This is a genomic window from Arthrospiribacter ruber (genome assembly GCF_019343195.1).
GTDB lineage: Bacteria > Bacteroidota > Bacteroidia > Cytophagales > Cyclobacteriaceae > Arthrospiribacter > Arthrospiribacter ruber.
Map to the genome: position 1 here is coordinate 23,469 of NZ_RPHB01000008.1, position 18,968 is coordinate 42,436.

Sequence of the window (18,968 nt, forward strand, 5' to 3'; positions counted from 1 at the left end):
TGACACAAATCATTCACAGCTGAAAAAAATGCTGATTTTTCACTTCAAAAGACTTATTATTAACCTTGGATCAAGGAGAGAACAATTCGAAAAATTCAAGATCCAAAAACCTGTGTTTAGTTTATAAACCTTGCCAAAACCCAAAATGATTTACAGGTTCTTCGTGTTTTTATTGAGTACCTTTCTACTTCTTTACTGGTCAGCCAATGCCCAAAAAAATCCCTATTTTTTCACTTTAACAACTCAGGACGGATTACCTTCCAACACCATCAGTGCGATTACCCAGGATAAAAATGATTTTATTTGGGTAGGTACTGCCAACGGGGTCTCTAGGTATGATGGCAACAGTTTTCAGAACTTCAAAAAAGAGGTGTTCCCTCTATTGGCAGCCAATGAAATAAGTGCTCTGGAAGCTGTTGGAGATGAAATTTGGATAGGTACCTGGAAAGGTCTTTCGAAGATCAATATTTACAATTTTGAGGTAATTCCCGTTGAGCTGGGCGCTTCCATTGCCGTAAGAACAATTTATTTGGATCCTGAGGGTACAGTCTGGGTAGGCACCACTGCGGGGCTTTTCTACTTTAAGGAAGGAAAAACAGGAAAACTGGACAGGGAAAACAGTGGGTTAAGCCATAACATGATCAGATCAGTTTTTATGGACCGTTTTGACAACCTTTGGGTGGGTACATATGACAAGTTGAATAAACTAAGTCCGGGCAGCGAAAAGTTTGAGCAGTTCGAATTAAAAGAAAATTACAAGCCTTCTCTCCAAAATAACCTGATCATGGACATACAGCCCGACAACTACAACCCAGAGTGGTTATGGCTCGGAACTGAAACCGGTCTGGTACACTTTCATATTCATACCGGAGAAAAGAAAACCTATAACGAAGCAAACACAGCTTTAAGCAATGAGGTAATAAAAAGTATTTATACTTCTACCGATGGCAGCCTTGCTTTGGGGACTGATTTCGGGATAAACATTCTGAACCCCGAAAATGGTGACATCAAGCAGCTTTTCAACCATCCAGAACTGGCCTACTCAGTAGGCAGCAATGTCAATTGGCAAATTTTTGAGGATTCTGGCGGGGTGGTTTGGTTTGTGACTTCCAACGGTTTAAGTTTCACTAACAAAAACAACAGTTTTTACAGTTTTCATGAGATCAACCATAGGCAAAATAACCAAAAAATCGGAAGCCAGGTAAAGTCTATCCTGCATACCAAAAACGGAGATACTTGGTTGGCGACTCTTAATGGAGTAATAAGAATAAGTCCTGATGGTAAGGAAGAAGTTTTTGATATCCACTCCGGAATGGGGAAGCAACTCCTTCTTAACAATGTGTATGCATTAGAGGAAGATGATCTGGGAAGAATCTGGATAGGAACAGCTGGGGGGATCAATATCTGGGATCCGAAAATCTTAAAAATGCATTCGATAAGTTCTGGTAACCAAAATGGACTTGACAGCAATTACATCGCAAAATTTATAAAAGCGAGTGATGGGACTTTCTGGGTAAGTGCATGGGAAGGCGGTTTATATAAAGTATCAGGCAAATTGAATGATATCGAGAGTTTATATTTTGAAAAAGCCAGTGAGGTAGGTTCTGAAAAGGTAGCTACAGGGGCCAATGCCCTATGGGCTGTCAACTATGATGAATTGTTTAGGATCGATTTACAGACACACAGAAACAGTAGTGTCAGTATTTTTAACGAAGTGTCAAACAGAAGAAGCCTAAATGCCATTTACTTTTCCAAAAAAGGAGTTTTGTGGGCTGCAACTACCAATGGACTTATAGAGTACCAACCACAGAATGACAAAGCTGTTTACCATCCTATACAGATGGGTTCAGATTTTCTTTTTAACAGTATCACTGAGGACAATCAGGGAAATATTTGGGGTGCCGCATCGGGGCTTTTGATTAAGTTCAAGCCTGGATTGGATGCCTATGAACTATTTCCTTTAGATAGTGGACTGCCTATCAAAAGTTTCTTTGAAGGCTGCTTTTCCAAGGATAAAGAAGGAAGGCTGTTTTTTGGAGGGGACAACGGTTTTATAAGGCTAGCCACTGATGCAGAAGCCAGCAGCTTCAAGCCAAAACTGTTTTTCTCCAATCTCAGAATCAATAATGAAAGGATTCTTCCCGGAAAAATTACGGATTCGGGCCTTGAACTGCCCATGGATATTGCATTCATGAAAAAGCTCAGTCTGAATTATGCCCAAAGGTCATTTGCAATTGATTTTTCTGCTCTGCATTATTGGCAACCGAAAAGGAATATCTATGCCTACAAGCTTGAAGGATTTGATGAAGATTGGTCATATGCTTCAGGTTCCACAAATACAGCTGTCTATTCCAAACTTCCTTCAGGGAAATATATCTTAAAGCTCAAAGGGAGCAACAATCATGGTATTTGGTCAGATGAAATCCATACTTTGGACATAGTAGTCAAGCCACCACTTTTTTTAAGCACCCCTTTCATTGTCATTTATATTTTTCTTGTCCTGGCATTGTTGGCCTTCGCTTTCAGGTTTTACACTTTGCGCATACACTTCAAAAATGAAGTCAACCTTGCCAAAATCGAAAAGCAGCATAGTGAGGAAATCGCAAAAACCAAACAACAGTTTTTCACCAACATTTCCCATGAACTCAGGGCGCCTATCAGTCTCATTCTTCCCCCTATCCAACAGGCCCTTAGCTCAAAAGAAATTGACCTAAAATCCAAGGAACTCCTTAGATTGGCTGAAAAAAACTCCAATAGGTTATTAAGGGTTGTCAATCAGATTCTTGATTTCAGAAAACTTGAGCAGGATAGTCTCGAGCTGAAAGTACGGGTTTTTGACCTTGTCAGCTTTAGTAGGGAAGTGTGTGAGCTGTTTAAAGACAAAGCTGCAAGAAAAAATATCAATTTCCGGTTTAATTCAGAAATAGAATCCTGTGAAATATGGGCAGACAGTGAGAAGCTTGAGACGGTACTTTACAACCTGCTGTCCAATGCATTCAAATTCACCCCAGATCAGGGGACTGTTGAGTTAAGTATTAGAAAACACCCTGATAAAAATCACTATAAGAACGGTGCAGTAGATATCCAGGTCCATGATACAGGTATAGGAATAGAGCCTCAAGAGATACCAAAGGTTTTTGACCGCTTCTATCAGGGCAGCAGGGGCAGACAAGTTGATTCAGGCTCCGGCATTGGACTTTCTATGGTGAAGGAATATACAAAACTTCACTTTGGAAAAGTCAATGTGGAGAGCCAGCCAGGTGAAGGGTCTTATTTTACAGTCACCTTGCCATTGGGCAATGTACATTTCCCTGTTGAGGTAGAGCAAAAAGACGATACTATAAATCTTTTGGTGAGTAAGGACACTGACAACTTTGAGGAATACGAATATGATTTTGACACTTCCAAGCCTGTGATCTTGGTAGTGGAAGATTATCCCGATATGGTTGATTATCTCCTTTTACATTTAAGGGAAAGTTATCACATTGTGGTGGCACAGAATGGACAGGAAGCATTGGATAAAACCAGAAACTTTACTCCTGAAGTGATTATCAGCGATATAATGATGCCCGTTATGGACGGGTTGACTTTGTGCAGAAAAGTAAAACAGAACCCAAAAACAAGTCATATAGGTGTCATTTTGCTTTCTGCAAAAAGTCTTACCTCACAAAAAGTGGAAGGGCTGAGAACAGGTGCAGATGCCTACATAACAAAGCCCTTTGACCTGGAATTGCTAAAAGCAAACATTGAGCAGCTTATCAAAAGAAAAGATGTTTTGCTCAACTATTTCAAAGCCGAGATCATAACGCAACCGGAATTCAAAGAAGAAGGTGAAAACATAGATGATAAGTTTGTGAAAAAAGTTGTAGGCATAATAGAAGCCAATATTTCTAACCCTGAATTCACTGTTGAACTGCTAAGCGAAGAAATAGGCATGAGCACAGCACACCTATATAGAAAACTTAAGGCATTGACCCATTTTTCCGCAAAAGAAATCATCCGGAAGTACAGATTGAAAAAGGCATCCATTCTTTTAAGAAATAAAGAAGGAAACATTTCCGAAATCATGTATGAAGTTGGTTTTTCTAACCTTTCCTATTTCGCAAAATGCTTTAAGAAGGAGTATGGTGTTTCTCCTAGGGATTATCAACAAAACCCACAAAATGAGCAAACAAAAACGCTTGACAGAATTTAAGTGACAACAGAAAAATTTATTTTTTGGATACAATTGAAATTTATTTCCTGCTAATTCCATGGTCTTTAGCTATGCTGACTATTTTGGTTTTGGTTCTCTGGGCTTCTTTAAAAACATGAAACAATAACCACAAGACCTGAGCATCCTACAGGTTTTGTTCATACCTCAATATTCTTTGATCTTCTAAAAATCATAAAAGCCTGTAAATCTTATGACTTACAGGCTTTTGGAAGGGATTGAAATCCCTTGTTGTCGGGGTGACAGGATTTGAACCTGCGACCACACGCCCCCCAGACGTGTACGCTACCGGACTGCGCCACACCCCGATTCGGTTCCGAAATTAATACCCCAACTCATTTTATTCAAACTTAAGGAAAGATTTTTTAATCAGAAAATACCTTTAACTGAAAACTTATTTTAATTCTAGCTGGAGATTCTGCTGCATTTTATAAAAAAGCAGATGGTTATTCGAATCCAAAAGTTCAAAGCCTCTTGCAAATCACTTTTCGAAAATGGCTTTGTATTACCTTGAGCTGAAAGGAAATACGCTTTAGAGCAAATCTAGTAGGTCCATTCTTATGTGCAACAAAGCAAAAAAAATTCCTACGCAATCCTTCAATTCAATGCCTAAGCACAAATGTCAAGTCGATACCTGATTTTCATCAGGGTTTTAGTCAAAGTGAATCCATACTTTTATTCCTACAAATCAAACTTTACTGCCATGAAAATAGATCTAAAAGTAGCAGAAATCATGACCAAAAATGTGGTCAGTGCCGATATAGCCCAAAGCTTGCCCGACATCATCAACATATTCAGAAAACATAAAATAAGACATGTTCCAGTGCTGGATGGAAAAAACATCATTGGAATTATTAGCAGGACCGACATCAACAGACTTACTTTCGGTGCATTGTTTGAAAACAATGAACCTTCAGAGGAGCCTATCCTAGAGATGCTTTCCATAAGCCAGGTAATGAGTTCCAATCCCAGATCAGTTTCTCCCGACGATACTTTGAAAAAAGTTGCAAAAATCTTTGCGGAGGAAGAGTTTCACGCATTGCCCGTAGTAGAGGAGGGGAAGCTAAAAGGCATTATCACGACCACCGACCTGATTCGGCAGATGTTGTCTAATGAAAGCTGACGTCATTTGTGATCTTTATCTTTTGTAACCCTCTTGTTCAATTCACCTGTACAGCAAATCTTACAAAGAGACGCATTTGGATTGGCATGTATGATTTTTCTTAGGGCTTCCTTCCCTGTATTGAAAGCACCGATGTACTCCCTCTTCTCAGCTTCTGGAAGGAAGGGGCATTCACGGTGGTGTACCTCATAAGAGGCATTTTCATTTTTGATCGTAGATATGTAAAAAAACTTCATTTTCGGGGTTTAAATTATTTCAAAAATACCCTTGAATATTTTAGAAAAAAATACCCTCAATTGGGTATTTTTTTTGTTTAAATTAAGGAATATTCATATTTAAAACATTTTTTATACAAATTAAAAGCTTTTAGTCTTTCTTATCTCTGACTGACGCATGGGCATGGCATCTACTGTCTTAAATATGTAAGACCAATTTATCACCTCTTCTTTTCGTAATTTGGCACCACCGTCTAAACCTATCAATACCCAAGAAGGGCTTTTTGCTCCCATCTTATACCTGCTACTTAATTTTGAAATGTAATCCGCTGAAAAAACAATATCAGAATTGGATTCAACAGAATCCATAATGACAAAATAGATGATCTTTCTTTCTTCCAACTCCAGGAGCAAACTGTCATTTGGATTTTGCCAATCCAAGTCTTTTTGAGGGAAATAAAGTACTACCCTATTTTTCCACTTCAAGTCATCCAAAGACTTGGGACTGGACTGCACCATTATAAGGGCACATAGACCTATTAAAACAAGGTTTATCATAATCTGTAAACCAAATTCAAACAATTCTGTTTAATTTTCAAGTCGTTGACAAAGCCTTTCAGAATAAACATTCAGGGCTATTGTTTTTTCCTAAGTTCGATCACTGTAATCTCAGGCCAGATTCCTACCCTACCCGAAAATGCATGAAAACCAAAACCCCTGTTCACATATAAAAATCTGCCTTTTTCCTCTGCCAAGCCGGCCCAATTAGGATAGCGGTACTGCACCGGACTCCATCGGACCAATGGGGTCTCAATCCCAAATTGCATCCCATGTGTATGACCAGAAAGCGTGAGGTGAACAGGGTTCTGATTCTTCTTCACTTCTTCATCCCAATGGGAAGGGTCATGGGAAAGCAACACCTTAAACCCGTCTTCAGGCGTACCTTCCATTGCTTTGGACAAATCCCCTTTTTTGACAAAGCCAACACCCCAATTCTCTACTCCTATCAGTGTGATTTCCTGTCCATCCTTTTCTATCCTGACATGCTCATCCAAAAGCAAGCGGAAACCCATTTCAGCATGTTTGGCTTTTAGATTTTTTAGGTTGTCTTCTTTTGCACTTTGGCTTGGCCAACTGATGTAGTCTCCGTAGTCGTGATTGCCGAGAACAGAGAATTGACCATATTTACCTTTAACCTGTGCAAATTGCTCCAAAAATGGATCTATCTCTTCTGCTTTGTGATTGACCAGGTCGCCGGTAAACACCACCAGGTCGGCGTTCTGCCCCGCAGCAAGGTCCACTCCTTTTTGTACGCCTTCTTTATCTTTGAAACTTCCTGAATGTATGTCCGACAATTGGGTAATGGTAAAGCCATCAAAAGCATCCGGCAAATCCTCGAAGTAAATAACTTCCTTGTGGACTTTGAAATTGTGCTTGCCATAAGTGACTCCATAAATGAAGCTGAAAAAAGGAAATGCGGCTATAGTGATGGCCAAAGCACTTACCCAGGTATTCCTACTTGGAAAGCTAAAATCCTTAGTCCCATTAAAGACCAAACTGAACCCTGCCTGAACATTTCTGAATATATCCTCGCCAAACAAAATCAGAACAATGACCAGCTGTGTTACCAAAACGGTAAGAAAAACATTCAATACGCGCTGTGTGGCGGAAGTGATCTCTCCTGCGGAAAATATACCTATAAAGGTAATGATCACCCAAAGTGATATCCCACTGAAAATCAACCAATACACAACATTGATACTGTTGCGGATTTTATCACCTTCCAAGTTGGAGGTCAGGGTTTTCACAGCCTGAAACACATACCAATTCAGGAAAGTGGTAAACAATAAGACAGATGCAAGAAAAATCAGACTTCCGAGGTTGTTCATAAGCTTTGAGTAATCACTTTGTCATATACAGTAATTCCTGACTTTTGGTTCTGGAATAGCATTTATATTTAGAACCAAAGTGAATAGCTTATCAAACCTAACGATTAAAAATTTAAACTTCCTGTATCCTCACCTCTGTTGAAAACTCAGACTTGGCCGTACCCCCGTACGTACCCGCAATGGGTAAAGTATTAGCAGGATGAAAACTGCTGGCCAATGGAATATAGTGATGGTCAGTAAATAAGCCCAGACTAGGATCCACTCCCACCCAACCCGCACCCGGAAGGTAAACTTCTATCCAGCCATGAAGCTCGTGACCTTCCTCAAGTTCAGAATTGTAGGCATAGCCACTGACGAAGCGGCTGGCCAAACCCAAATTTCCCAGCACATTCATAAACATCCACGAAAGATCCCTGCATGAGCCTTCCCTGTTGTGAAAAGTCTCCATAGGATGAAGTAGCCCCGGTTCATATCTTAGAGAATGAGACCATTCTTTATAAAGTCGGGTAGCCAAGTTGACGAGAAATGTAACAATGTCAGAGGATGCTTCCATTACTTCCATCCCAAACTTTCTCAGCTGTGGGAACTCCTCCGAAGTGATGTAATTGCTCAGAAACATGCCTGTTTTTCCTCTATACTTAAACTTCTCGAAAGGGTAAGTGACTTCAGGTGATAAAATAAAGGCATAGGGATTGAATTCCCTGGTTTCAAGCTGAAGGTTTACAGTGACTTCCAACAAGTCTGTTTCCTCATCAAACCAAACCTGAAAGAAAGGATTGCCTTCTGCATTGATCCTTTGGCTCCTGCCGGAAGGATCAGGTGAAACCAACCAATCTGCCGAAAGAATGGAATAATAGGTTCTTTGTTGGGGAATAAGAAAAAGCTGATGGGGATTGAGCGGGACTTTTTCAGAATATCGGTAGCTGGTCTTATGCTTTATGGATAGTTTCATGCTATTGTTCTATAACATTCTCCTCATCCTGAAAAGCCCTTTGGAGTATCTCAGCAGGCAATTCTTTTACAGCTTCTTTGAGCCTTTCATTCCAAAAAGTGGAAATGTGCTCCAATTCCTTTTGCTCAAACCGTCTCTCTGTAATGTGGTATTGGTCATTTTCCAGAATGACGGTATCAATGGGGTAATCCACATCATTGGCCGAAATCCTGGTGGCATCAAAAGCCAAAAATGCACACTTCAGCGCATAATCAAGTGATTCATCATAGCTCAAGGAGCGCCTCAATACCGGACTTCCTGAACCCGAATTTCCAATAATGACAAATGGGGTTCCCCGCCTGATTTCTATCCAGTTTCCCTGTGGGTACAGCAAGTAAAGCTTAGGGGTTTTGTCATTTTCCAATTGTCCTCCAATGATAGAAAAAAGGTTAAACGACAATCCTGCCTCTTCCAGGTACTGCTTATCTTCTTTGGCTACCCTCTTTATCTGATTGCCAAATTCGTTGACAGCCTTATAGAGTTTGTTGAATTCATTGTCCTGTTCCTCTATCACTTCTGTGAAGTAGGTAATGGCTTTGTCCCTAACGGATCTCAGCCCTGAAGTCATGATAAAAAAGGAGTGTTTGTCCCTGTTGACGGTGTAAACTTTTTTGGAAGTAGTAGTTTCGGTACCAGAGGTAATTCTTGTATCAGAAAGGCCGATAAGGCCATATTTAGTCTTTATTCCTAAGCAAAAGGTCATTCCTGCATTTGATTTTGAGATATAAAGTTATCCTTTATCTGAAAGAAATTGTCATTGATACAGTCAGAAATTGTATTAATTTTCAATTGCAGGTCGTCCAGATATTCGTGAAGACCTTTGGAAATGATATCGTTTACATCATCAAATTCCAATTTAGCCCTCAAAGCTCCTATGGCTCTTTGAGCACTGTTCATTTTCCCGTCTGAATCGCCGGAAATCTTATTCAGACAATTTTCGGCCTCGACAAGACAGTAAAATACCGATCTGGGAAAGTATTTATTCAAGAGAAGCAGACTCACCACCTTTGCAGGCTCAATATTACCATAGAGTCTCCTATATGTATTGAATGCAGTTACGGACTTAAGCAAAGCTGTCCAATGAAGAAAATCCAAAGGTGAACCAACCAGGGATGGCGATGGCAATAGTATGTGGTATTTGACATCCACTATACGGCTGGTCTTGTCGGCTCTTTCCAAATATAGGCCCAACTGCCTGAAATACCATCCATCAGTCCTCGCTACTGTACTTTCTCCAAGGCCGTACAACAACAATATCTGATTTTTGATATCTTCAAAAAACTGATGCGGACTGTCCTTAAACCAATTCTTTTTTGTCGATCTATTTTTGATAAAATGATAGAGCTCATTAAGCTTTTCCCAAGTTTCCTTTGTCAGATTTTCCCTGATCACCCGGGCATTTTCTCTTGCCGAAGAGATGGAGGAAATGATGGAGTTAGGATTTTCAGATTCAAATGTCAGGAAATAAATCACATCCTTTCTCTCAAAGCTATCATACTTGGATTTGTACAATTCCTGGTCTCCTGTGGCAAAAACAAGGGGTTCCCATTGCTCCTTGAGATCAGGAGGTAAATCCAGCATAAGGTTAAAATTGACATCTATAAACCTGGCGTAATTCTCGGCCCTTTCCAGGTACCTTCCCAGCCAGTATATCGAATTTGCTACTCTACTTAACATATATTTTTATTTTTTCTCCTTAATTAAAAGTCTATGATTTATTCCTGCACCAACGCCCTAGAGGAAAGTTCTGAGATATTTGTAGAAATAAAATTGATATTCAAGGATATTATATTTCTACTGTATTTCTATCATATTCCCTTAAATACCCTCAAGTATCTATTAATATCCATTAATATCAATCAGTATCAATATAAACGAGTCTCTATTAATTCAATTTATTTCGCGAAGCATATTTCAAGTATCCCAAATCGTTTCTCTCTCCGGATCTCCGCTAAAGCTCCGATTTCTATCAATATCCCCGAGTATCCATCAACATCCTACAGCAACACCTATTTCCATTTATTTCAATATATTTCTACCATATTTCAATCAATAACTTGTCTGTGGAGGCGGATCCAATATCAATTAATATCCACAAGTATCCATTAATATCAATCTGTATTCCCTATTTCAATATATTTCGCGAAGCATATTTCAATTTATATCTATCAATATCCATCCCCTATCTATAAAGCACCCAAGTATCCTTACTCCCCCCACCCTGGGAGCTGTTCACCACCAAAGAGCCTTTTTTTAAAGCTACGCGGGTCAAAGCGCCAGGTATGACATTGATATCATCTCCGTATAAAATGTATGGTCTCAGGTCCACATGCCTCCCCTGCAAGCCTTCATCTGTCAGCGTCGGAACAGTTGAAAGTGAAAGTGTTGGTTGTGCGATGTAATTATCCGGATTTTGCTTGATCAGGTTTCTGAACTTGGCATGATCTTCTACGGTGGCCTTTGGACCGATCAGCATACCATATCCGCCTGCTGCGTTGGTTTCCTTCACTACCAGCTGTTCTATATTTTCCAAAACATAAGCCCTGTCCTCTTCCTCCCTACAGAGATAAGTGGGGACATTGTTGAGTATAGGGTCCTGATCCAGATAGTATTTGATCATTCGTGGCACGTAGGCATAGACCGCTTTATCATCTGCTACTCCTGTCCCAGGTGCGTTTGCTATGGCTATATTTCCGGCCTTATAGGCCTCAAACAAGCCTGGAACACCTAAAAGGGAATCAGGATTGAAAGCAAGGGGATCCATAAATGTATCATCTATCCTCCTGTACAAGACATCTATTTGCTCTAGGCCCTTAGTGGTCTGCATGTACACCTTTTTATCTTTCACGATCAAATCCACCCCAGAAACCAACTCTACCCCCATTTGTAGGGCAAGGTAAGAATGCTCAAAGTAGGCTGAATTATATATACCCGGCGTAAGAACGCCGATGACAGGATTTTCTTTATCTGAAAGAAACTGCAACATTTTTAGAAGCTTGACAGGATAATCCGATACAGGCATCACGCCCAGTTGGTTGATCAGGTCAGGATAGGCACGTTTGATGATTTCACGGCTTTCCAACATATAAGACACCCCTGAAGGACACCTCAGGTTGTCTTCAAGAATGTAATATTCTCCGCTTTTGTCTCTCACCAAATCGGTGCCTGTGATGTGGCACCAGATACCTTTAGGAGGCTTGAGCCCTATACAAGGCTTGAGATAGTCTTTACTTTTCAAAATAAGGTCCTCCGGTACTACTCCATCTTTAAGGATTTTTTGATCATTGTAGATATCATCTAAAAAGAGGTTAAGCGCCTGAATTCTCTGCTTCAGTCCTGCCTCCAAGTGTTTCCATTCTTCGTGCGGGATGATTCGTGGCACAATGTCCAGATGAAGTATTTTTTCGGTTCCTTGATTATCATGATAGACATTGAAGGTCATGCCCATAGCAATCTGGGTTTTATTTGCAGAAAACTGCAAATGAGACATTCTTTTTGGACTCGTTTTTTTGATTTGCTTGAGAAACTCGGAATAATGGGCTCGACAATGACCCTCCTCAGTGAACATTTCATCAAAATTCTCACCGACATGGTAATTTTCTGTATTCATAGATTAAAAATTATGCTTGTTTTATGGTTTCCTCTTAAGATACTGATTTTGATGGACAATCAGAAGGTATCCCAGTAAAAAACATAAATTTAACTAAAAAATAATTTTTACTTAAAAAAACAGGCAGCAAACATCATGTTCACTGCCTGTCTTTAAATGGAACTCTAATCAACTCTTATGAAATAGTCGAGCCATCCGCAGTAGCCTCATGAGGCTGTAGCAATTTCAGGCTACCATCCTTGTCTTCCGCCATCAAAATCATGCCCTCAGAATCTATCCCCATCATTTTCCTCGGAGCCAGATTGATCAACATCACTACCTGTCTTCCGACCAAATCCTCCGGTTTGAAATGCTCGGCCACACCGGAAAGCACTGTTCTTTTGCCTAAGCCTGTTTCCACAGTCAGTTTTAGCAGTTTCTTTGATTTGGGCATAGGCTCCGCAGTCAATACTTTGACTACCCTCATGTCCAGTTTCACAAAATCATCATAAGTAATTATTTCTTTCATAGGAGCTGCTTTGGCGTTGGCCAGTTCATTCTTCTTTTTGGATTCTAATAATTTATTAACCTGAGCTTCGACCACCTGATCTTCAATTTTTTCAAACAAAAGTGCAGCAGGCTGTATACCGGTTCCCGCTTGAAGAATATCACTCCTTCCTGCATCGGACCACTTCAAGCCATCTAAACCAAACATACCGAATATCTTCTCCGAAGTAAAGGGCAAAAACGGCTCAGCAACCACAGCCAGATTAGCAGCAAGGTTCAAGGCAATATTAAGGATAGTACCCGTTCTTTCTTTATCCGTTTTGATGCTTTTCCAAGGCTCAGTATCGGCCAGATATTTATTACCTGTCCTGGCAAAATCCATCACAAAAGATAAAGCTTCTCTAAACCTGTAGCGCTCAATAGAGGACGCAATCTTATCTGGAAAGGCTTTGATCTCTTCCAGCACATCTTTGTCTATCCCGTGAAGCTCTCCTAAGGCAGGAACCTGCCCATCAAAAAACTTATGGGTCAAGACCACTGCCCTATTGACAAAATTACCGTATATCGCGACCAGTTCGGCATTGTTTCTTGATTGAAAATCCTTCCAGGTAAAATCATTGTCTTTGGTTTCCGGAGCATTGGCTGTCAGGACATACCTCAAAACATCCTGCTTGCCTGGAAACTCTTCCAAATACTCATGCAACCAAACGGCCCAGTTACGGGAAGTAGAGATTTTATCCCCTTCAAGATTAAGGAATTCATTGGCCGGAACATTGTCAGGCAATACAAAATCTCCATGTGTTTTCAGAATGGCCGGAAATATAATGCAATGAAAAACTATATTGTCCTTACCTATAAAGTGTACCAGCTTGGTATCCTTATCCTTCCAATATGGCTCCCAAGCTATTCCTTTTTCTGCAGCCCATTCTTTGGTAGAGGATATGTATCCAATCGGCGCATCAAACCACACATATAGCACTTTTCCCTCTCCGCCTTCTACAGGGACAGGTATTCCCCAATCCAAATCCCTGGTCATGGACCTTGCCTGCAAGCCATCTCCGGCCTCCAGCCAAGACCTGCACTGTCCCAGGACATTGTTCTTCCAGTCATTTCCATGCTCTGTAAGGATCCAGTTTTTCAGAAAATCGGTATATCTGGCAAGATCCAAAAACCAGTGTTTGGTTTCTTTCAGCACAGGAGTATTTCCGGAAAGTTTGGAAATGGGGTTGATCAGGTCGGTGGGACTTAGTGAAGAGCCACATTTTTCACATTGGTCACCATAAGCTCCTTCATGACCGCATTTGGGGCATGTTCCTTCTATGTATCTGTCTGCCAAAAACTGCCCTGCTTCCTCGTCAAAATATTGCTCTGTGGTCTGCTCTAAAAACTCACCTTTCCCGTATAAATCCTTAAAAAATTCTGAGGCGGTTTCATGATGGATCTGCGCAGAGGTTCTGGAATAATGATCAAAGCTGATTCCAAACTCAGCAAAACTCTTCTTCATCATTTCATGATACCTGTCCACCACTTCCTGGGGTGTAATACCCTCTTTCTTGGCTTTAATGGTGATAGCCACGCCATGCTCATCAGAACCACATACGTAGGCCACATCCCGGCCCATGGACCTCAGGTACCTCACATAAATATCCGAGGGAATATAACAGCCTGCCAGATGCCCAATGTGTAGAGGCCCGTTGGCGTAAGGTAGTGCAGAAGTGACTGTATATCTTTTAAATGATTTGTTATTACTCATGTTCAAAAATTATAAAATATAAATCTGTTTGGATGATATTATCAATTTAAGTTTGCTGATAAGCTTCTTTTGCTTCTTCTGTCAGGATACCCTGGTAAATGATCTGAATGGCCTGATCATAAATCTCTGCGGTTTTCAGCCCCATCCCATCTCTCATTTCTTTGGGAAACTGAGCGAGAAACTTTGGATCTATCAGACTTTGTATGGCCGAAGCATACATAAAGACTACCAGACTGATGTTTACATGAGAGGCAACATATCCTTTTTCTTTCCCCTCTTCTATAAGTTTTTGAAAACGCAGGTATGCCGATTCACGGATGTATTCCTGAAGCTCCTTCCAAACTTCCGGTGCATGATCACGAAGGTCTTCCAATAGTTCCGGATTGATTGGTGCCAGATCTGTTGCCACTACCGTTAGGAGAGACTTCAGCTTAGCCGCGAAAGTGATGTACTTATTTTCCAGCAAAGTCTGTACTTTGATGGCCAGTTTGGTTTTGAGAACATCAAAGGTTGCCGATAGCAACTCCAGCTTTCCGGGAAAATATTTGTACAGGGTCTTTTTGCTCATGGATAACTCCTGGGATATGTCATCCATGGTGGTGTTTTTGTATCCCTGCCTCAAAAAGAGCTGGTAGGACACATCCAAAATCCGGTTTTCTATATCTGCTTTTTTACTCATAATGCCGTAATGGGAGGCAAATATAATTAATCCCTCCCACATACAGACCAATGCAATAAAATCACTTCCTGTCTAATCTTTCCTTTGTGATTGCATGGACAAAGCTTAATTTTGACTGTTACACTTTAAGAATATTTTGAAATTTTATGACTGAAGCGCAGGCACAATCAAGGATAGAGGAACTTACCCGGCAGATCAATTACCACAATCACCTTTATTATCAGGAGGATACCATTGAAATATCGGATTTTGAATTTGATCAATTGCTGGAAGAATTGATTCGCCTCGAGAGTGAGTTTCCCCAATTTTTAACCCCCGAAAGTCCAAGCCAAAGGGTTGGAGGCACCATCACCAAAGAATTTGAGACGGCCAACCATGAATACCGCATGCTTTCTCTTGGCAATACTTATTCAGAAGAGGAACTGTTAGCCTTTGACGAAAGGGTAGCCAAAGGACTAGAGCACAGAAATTATGAATATTTCTGCGAAATGAAGTTTGACGGAGTCGCAATCAGTTTGGTCTATGAAAATGGACGCCTGGTACGTGCAGTCACCCGTGGTGACGGAACCAAAGGAGATGTAGTGACTGAAAATATCAAAACCATCAGAAACATCCCCCTTCACATTAAAGGTGAAAATGTTCCTGAAAAATTTGAAGTAAGGGGGGAGATATTTTTGCCCAGAAAGGAATTTGATAAAATCAATGCTGAAAGGGAAGCTGCCGGAGACCCTTTACTGGCCAATCCAAGGAATGCGGCTTCCGGAACTGTCAAAATGCAGGACAGCAGCATAGTGGCCAAAAGGAGGCTGAACTGCTATTTTTACCAACTTTTGGGAGATAACATCGGAGTAGAAAACCATGATCAGGCCATCAAACTTATAGAAAGCTGGGGATTCAATGTCTCCCAGACCTATACCAAATGCAGTTCGATAAAAGAGGTATTTGAGTATATAGAAAAATGGCGTGAAAAAAGGTTGGAGCTGCCACTCGACACGGATGGAGTCGTCTTAAAAGTCAACAATTATGACCAAAGGGAAGAACTTGGCTTCACTGCAAAAATCCCCCGATGGGCAATCGCTTACAAATACAAAGCTGAGAGCTCCGAGAGCCGACTGCTTTCCATCACTTATCAGGTAGGAAGAACTGGGGCCATTACACCCGTAGCCAACCTTTCTCCTGTGCACCTTGCAGGCACTACTGTCAAGAGGGCATCTCTTCACAATGCCAATGAAATCCTACGTCTTGGTTTGCATGAAGGTGATGCTGTCCTAGTAGAAAAAGGAGGCGAAATCATCCCAAAAATAACAGGAGTGGTGGAAAGCAAAAGAGCGGAAGGTGCTCAACCCATTCAGTATATCGACTATTGTCCTGAATGTGGTACTGCACTGGAAAGGAAAGAAGGGGAAGCCAAGCATTTTTGCCCCAACACCAAATCCTGTCCTCCGCAGGTACTAGGGAAAATCGAACATTTCCTGCATAAAAGGGCCATGGATATTGATTCTTTGGGAACAGAAAGAATCAAAACCCTGATTGATCAAGGCTATATTAAAAATCCAGCCGACCTATACACGCTACAGGACAAAGCCGATGAGTTGCTGGGCTTGGAAATGAGTCAGGATCAATATGAAAAATCAGACGATGGAATACTCTATATTTCTCTCAATAAGGCATTGTTTGCTTTGACCGAGGGAATTGCCCTGAGTGCGATAAACAAATTTCTGGAAAAACATGCAGAACTGGAATTGGAAGCCATTCTCGAAAAATTCCTGGAATTCATCAGGGCGACCAATAAAAAAACAGCCCAAAATACCGGGACCATCAAAAGGCTGATAAAGGAACTGGAGGAAGTAAAACTTCCAAAAATGGAAGAATTCCTGCCCGTGCCTTTGGTTCTGCATCAGTTCTTAGGCCATTGGGTAGACATGGACAAGCTCATCAAAGTCTCCATGCATCAAAGCACTGTACATCAGATCATGCTCAGGCTAAACCTTCCCTTGACCACTGAAGTAGAAGATAGGATCAAGAAACTTAAGGCCAATACTTTTCAGGAGGGTGTCATCAGCAACATGATGGAGGGCATAGCCTCTTCCAAATCCCAGCCATTTGAAAAAGTCCTGTTTGCTCTGGGCATCCGCAATATCGGTGAAAATACCGCACAATTACTGGCCAAACACTTTAAAAGTCTGGACAACATCCAAAAGGCTACCTCCGATCAACTTTTAGAGGTCAATGGTGTAGGAGAAACCTTGGTAAACAGTATTTTTGACTATTTTGCAGATGAAGACAATCAGAAGATCATACAAGAGCTCAAAAGCCATGGCCTGAATTTTGAGTTGGCTGAATCTGAGACCAAACTGGAATCCAACGCGCTGGAAGGAATGAAAATCCTGGCTTCCGGAAAGCTGCAACATTTTAAAAGAGATGAAATCATAGACTTTGTAGAATCCCATGGAGGGCAATATGTGAAATCTGTCTCCAAAGCCCTTACATTTATCATTGAGGGAGAAGACATGGGGCCTAGCAAAAAGGAAAAAGCAGAGAAATTAGGTGTAAAGCTGATCTCTGAAGAGGAATTTCTCCAAATAGCCGGAAAAAATCAAAATACATGAAATGGCTTAAAGATAAAATGATAGACTGGCAGCTGGCCAAATTGCTGAAATCCCTGCCTCCAAGGGAAATTCAGGTTCCCCACCAAATCCGTTGTATGGGGATTCTGGCCAATTCCGAGGAGGATTTTTTGGTTACCAAAGATCTTATAAGAGACCTTTGGGGATACAAGGTGCGTGTCATCGGACTTTTTTATACCGAGGAAGAATCTCGAATGGTAGAGGCAGTTTCACATAAAAACTTCAACTGGCTGGCCCTTCCTTCCGAGTATTTCAACGAGTTTCTTTTAGAAAAAATGGATTTTATTCTGATACCTTCTTTACAGCTTAATCCATATTTGCGTTATTTGCTCCTTCAAAATCAGAGTGGATTCACCATTGGTCTGTATTCAGATGAGAACAAACCATATTTGGACCTGATGTTGACCAGTGAGTCCGATGACCTCAAATCCAATGTATACCACCTGATAGAATACCTCAAGAAAATCAAAGAAGCATGTTAAAACTTAAAGGAACAGGCGTAGCCCTCATTACTCCTTTCAATGAAGATTATTCCGTGGATTTCGATGGACTGAAAAATGTCATTTCCCACGTCACCCAAGGTGGAGCAGATTACCTAGTAGTCATGGGCACTACAGGTGAGAGCGCTACTCTTACCAAAGAAGAAAAAAAGGAAGTTTTGAAAGCTGCCCTGGAATACAATAATGGGAAATTACCCATTGTATATGGATTGGGGGGAAACAACACTCAAGCCATCCTCGAAGAGATCAAAAACACAGATTTCGCGGGCATTGATGCCATACTTTCTGTAAGCCCTTATTACAACAAACCTAGTCAGGCAGGAATCATTGCCCATTATACAGCCATAGCAGACGCATGTCCGGTCCCTGTAATTCTTTACAATGTACCTGGAAGGACCATGTCAAATATAAGTTATTCCACTACCCTGACTTTGGCCAAACATTCCAATATCATTGGTATGAAAGAAGCAAGCGGAGATCTTTCCCAGTGTATGCGCATAGCAGCCAAGATGCCGGAAGACTTTCTTTTGATCTCGGGAGACGATATCCTCACACCTTCCATGAATGTGATCGGGGGATCTGGAGTAATTTCCGTATTGGCCAATGCCTATCCGGGGATTTTCAAAACCATCTGTCATGGAAATGCAGAGGAATCCAAGAAAGCTGCATTTAAGCTCCTTGATCTCAATCCATACATGTATGAAGAAAGTAATCCGGTAGGATTAAAATGCCTGATGAATCTTCTAGGGATTTGTGGAGATACAGTAAGACTTCCCTTAATGAAAGCCTCGGATTCACTTAGAAAAAATATTGAGGAAAACCTGGTAAAATAAGCCCTCATATCACTGGCAGGGTTTTTACCCTGCTATTTTATACTTTATA

At 40.9% G+C, this 18,968-nt stretch carries 14 protein-coding genes and 1 tRNA gene; 5 read left to right on the forward strand and 10 right to left on the reverse strand.

Annotated features, from left to right (window positions below):
• The first annotated feature begins 130 nt into the window (after positions 1–130).
• On the forward strand, positions 131–4,195 hold the full coding sequence (locus EGN73_RS16365) for a hybrid sensor histidine kinase/response regulator transcription factor (protein ID WP_219292386.1): 4,065 nt from the start codon (positions 131–133) through the stop codon (positions 4,193–4,195).
• 252 nt (positions 4,196–4,447) lie between these two features.
• Here the strand turns inward: EGN73_RS16365 and EGN73_RS16370 are convergent.
• Positions 4,448–4,521: transfer RNA gene (locus EGN73_RS16370), tRNA-Pro, on the reverse strand.
• Positions 4,522–4,916: 395 nt separating this feature from the next.
• Here EGN73_RS16370 and EGN73_RS16375 point away from each other — a divergent pair.
• The gene (locus tag EGN73_RS16375) at positions 4,917–5,336 is read left to right on the forward strand and encodes a CBS domain-containing protein (protein ID WP_219292389.1); all 420 of its coding nucleotides are present in this window, start codon (positions 4,917–4,919) and stop codon (positions 5,334–5,336) included.
• 2 nt (positions 5,337–5,338) lie between these two features.
• On the opposite strand, the gene EGN73_RS16380 is transcribed toward EGN73_RS16375, so the two are convergent.
• The 9 genes from EGN73_RS16380 to EGN73_RS16420 form a co-directional block, all read right to left on the reverse strand.
• The gene (locus EGN73_RS16380; protein ID WP_219292392.1) at positions 5,339–5,572 is read right to left on the reverse strand and encodes a hypothetical protein; all 234 of its coding nucleotides are present in this window, start codon (positions 5,570–5,572) and stop codon (positions 5,339–5,341) included.
• A 120-nt stretch (positions 5,573–5,692) separates the two neighbouring features.
• Positions 5,693–6,109 carry a DUF4174 domain-containing protein gene (locus tag EGN73_RS16385; protein ID WP_219292395.1) on the reverse strand — a complete coding sequence of 139 codons (417 nt, stop codon included), beginning with the start codon at positions 6,107–6,109 and terminating at the stop codon, positions 5,693–5,695.
• A 77-nt stretch (positions 6,110–6,186) separates the two neighbouring features.
• On the reverse strand, positions 6,187–7,440 hold the full coding sequence (locus tag EGN73_RS16390; RefSeq protein WP_219292399.1) for a metallophosphoesterase: 1,254 nt from the start codon (positions 7,438–7,440) through the stop codon (positions 6,187–6,189).
• 112 nt (positions 7,441–7,552) lie between these two features.
• Positions 7,553–8,392 (reverse strand): transglutaminase family protein, encoded by an 840-nt coding sequence (locus EGN73_RS16395; protein ID WP_219292402.1) that lies wholly within the window; start codon positions 8,390–8,392, stop codon positions 7,553–7,555.
• A gap of 1 nt (position 8,393) precedes the next feature.
• Entirely contained in the window at positions 8,394–9,134 is a 741-nt protein-coding gene (locus EGN73_RS16400) for a proteasome-type protease (RefSeq protein ID WP_219292405.1), read from the reverse strand.
• Complete coding sequence (locus tag EGN73_RS16405; RefSeq protein WP_219292408.1) at positions 9,131–10,108, reverse strand: alpha-E domain-containing protein; 978 nt, start codon at positions 10,106–10,108, stop codon at positions 9,131–9,133. Before EGN73_RS16405 ends, EGN73_RS16400 begins: the two co-directional genes overlap by 4 nt.
• Before the next feature lie 505 nt (positions 10,109–10,613).
• Positions 10,614–12,041, reverse strand: a complete 1,428-nt coding sequence (locus EGN73_RS16410) for a circularly permuted type 2 ATP-grasp protein (RefSeq protein WP_219292411.1) — start codon at positions 12,039–12,041, stop codon at positions 10,614–10,616.
• A gap of 175 nt (positions 12,042–12,216) precedes the next feature.
• Complete coding sequence (metG, locus tag EGN73_RS16415; RefSeq protein ID WP_219292414.1) at positions 12,217–14,280, reverse strand: methionine--tRNA ligase; 2,064 nt, start codon at positions 14,278–14,280, stop codon at positions 12,217–12,219.
• Positions 14,281–14,326: 46 nt separating this feature from the next.
• Positions 14,327–14,959: a TetR/AcrR family transcriptional regulator gene (locus EGN73_RS16420; protein WP_219292418.1), complete on the reverse strand. Its 633-nt coding sequence runs from the start codon at positions 14,957–14,959 to the stop codon at positions 14,327–14,329.
• A gap of 146 nt (positions 14,960–15,105) precedes the next feature.
• On the opposite strand from EGN73_RS16420, the gene ligA reads away from it, so the two are divergent.
• Genes ligA through dapA form a run of 3 tightly spaced genes read left to right on the forward strand, consistent with a single transcriptional unit; the run spans position 15,106 to position 18,919 of the window.
• On the forward strand, positions 15,106–17,568 hold the full coding sequence (ligA, locus tag EGN73_RS16425; RefSeq protein WP_219292421.1) for an NAD-dependent DNA ligase LigA: 2,463 nt from the start codon (positions 15,106–15,108) through the stop codon (positions 17,566–17,568).
• Positions 17,565–18,068 carry a DUF6913 domain-containing protein gene (locus EGN73_RS16430; RefSeq protein WP_219292424.1) on the forward strand — a complete coding sequence of 168 codons (504 nt, stop codon included), beginning with the start codon at positions 17,565–17,567 and terminating at the stop codon, positions 18,066–18,068. Before ligA ends, EGN73_RS16430 begins: the two co-directional genes overlap by 4 nt.
• Positions 18,062–18,919, forward strand: a complete 858-nt coding sequence (gene dapA / locus EGN73_RS16435; protein WP_219292428.1) for a 4-hydroxy-tetrahydrodipicolinate synthase — start codon at positions 18,062–18,064, stop codon at positions 18,917–18,919. Before EGN73_RS16430 ends, dapA begins: the two co-directional genes overlap by 7 nt.
• Positions 18,920–18,968 lie beyond the last annotated feature (49 nt).

Coding starts and splice junctions, on each gene's coding strand:
- EGN73_RS16375 (WP_219292389.1), top strand. CDS start 4,917: ATGAAAATAGATCTAAAAGTAGCAGAAATCATGACCAAAAATGTGGTC.
- EGN73_RS16380 (WP_219292392.1), bottom strand. CDS start 5,572: ATGAAGTTTTTTTACATATCTACGATCAAAAATGAAAATGCCTCTTAT.
- EGN73_RS16385 (WP_219292395.1), bottom strand. CDS start 6,109: ATGATAAACCTTGTTTTAATAGGTCTATGTGCCCTTATAATGGTGCAG.
- EGN73_RS16390 (WP_219292399.1), bottom strand. CDS start 7,440: ATGAACAACCTCGGAAGTCTGATTTTTCTTGCATCTGTCTTATTGTTT.
- EGN73_RS16395 (WP_219292402.1), bottom strand. CDS start 8,392: ATGAAACTATCCATAAAGCATAAGACCAGCTACCGATATTCTGAAAAA.
- EGN73_RS16400 (WP_219292405.1), bottom strand. CDS start 9,134: ATGACCTTTTGCTTAGGAATAAAGACTAAATATGGCCTTATCGGCCTT.
- EGN73_RS16405 (WP_219292408.1), bottom strand. CDS start 10,108: ATGTTAAGTAGAGTAGCAAATTCGATATACTGGCTGGGAAGGTACCTG.
- EGN73_RS16410 (WP_219292411.1), bottom strand. CDS start 12,041: ATGAATACAGAAAATTACCATGTCGGTGAGAATTTTGATGAAATGTTC.
- metG (WP_219292414.1), bottom strand. CDS start 14,280: ATGAGTAATAACAAATCATTTAAAAGATATACAGTCACTTCTGCACTA.
- EGN73_RS16420 (WP_219292418.1), bottom strand. CDS start 14,959: ATGAGTAAAAAAGCAGATATAGAAAACCGGATTTTGGATGTGTCCTAC.
- ligA (WP_219292421.1), top strand. CDS start 15,106: ATGACTGAAGCGCAGGCACAATCAAGGATAGAGGAACTTACCCGGCAG.
- EGN73_RS16430 (WP_219292424.1), top strand. CDS start 17,565: ATGAAATGGCTTAAAGATAAAATGATAGACTGGCAGCTGGCCAAATTG.
- dapA (WP_219292428.1), top strand. CDS start 18,062: ATGTTAAAACTTAAAGGAACAGGCGTAGCCCTCATTACTCCTTTCAAT.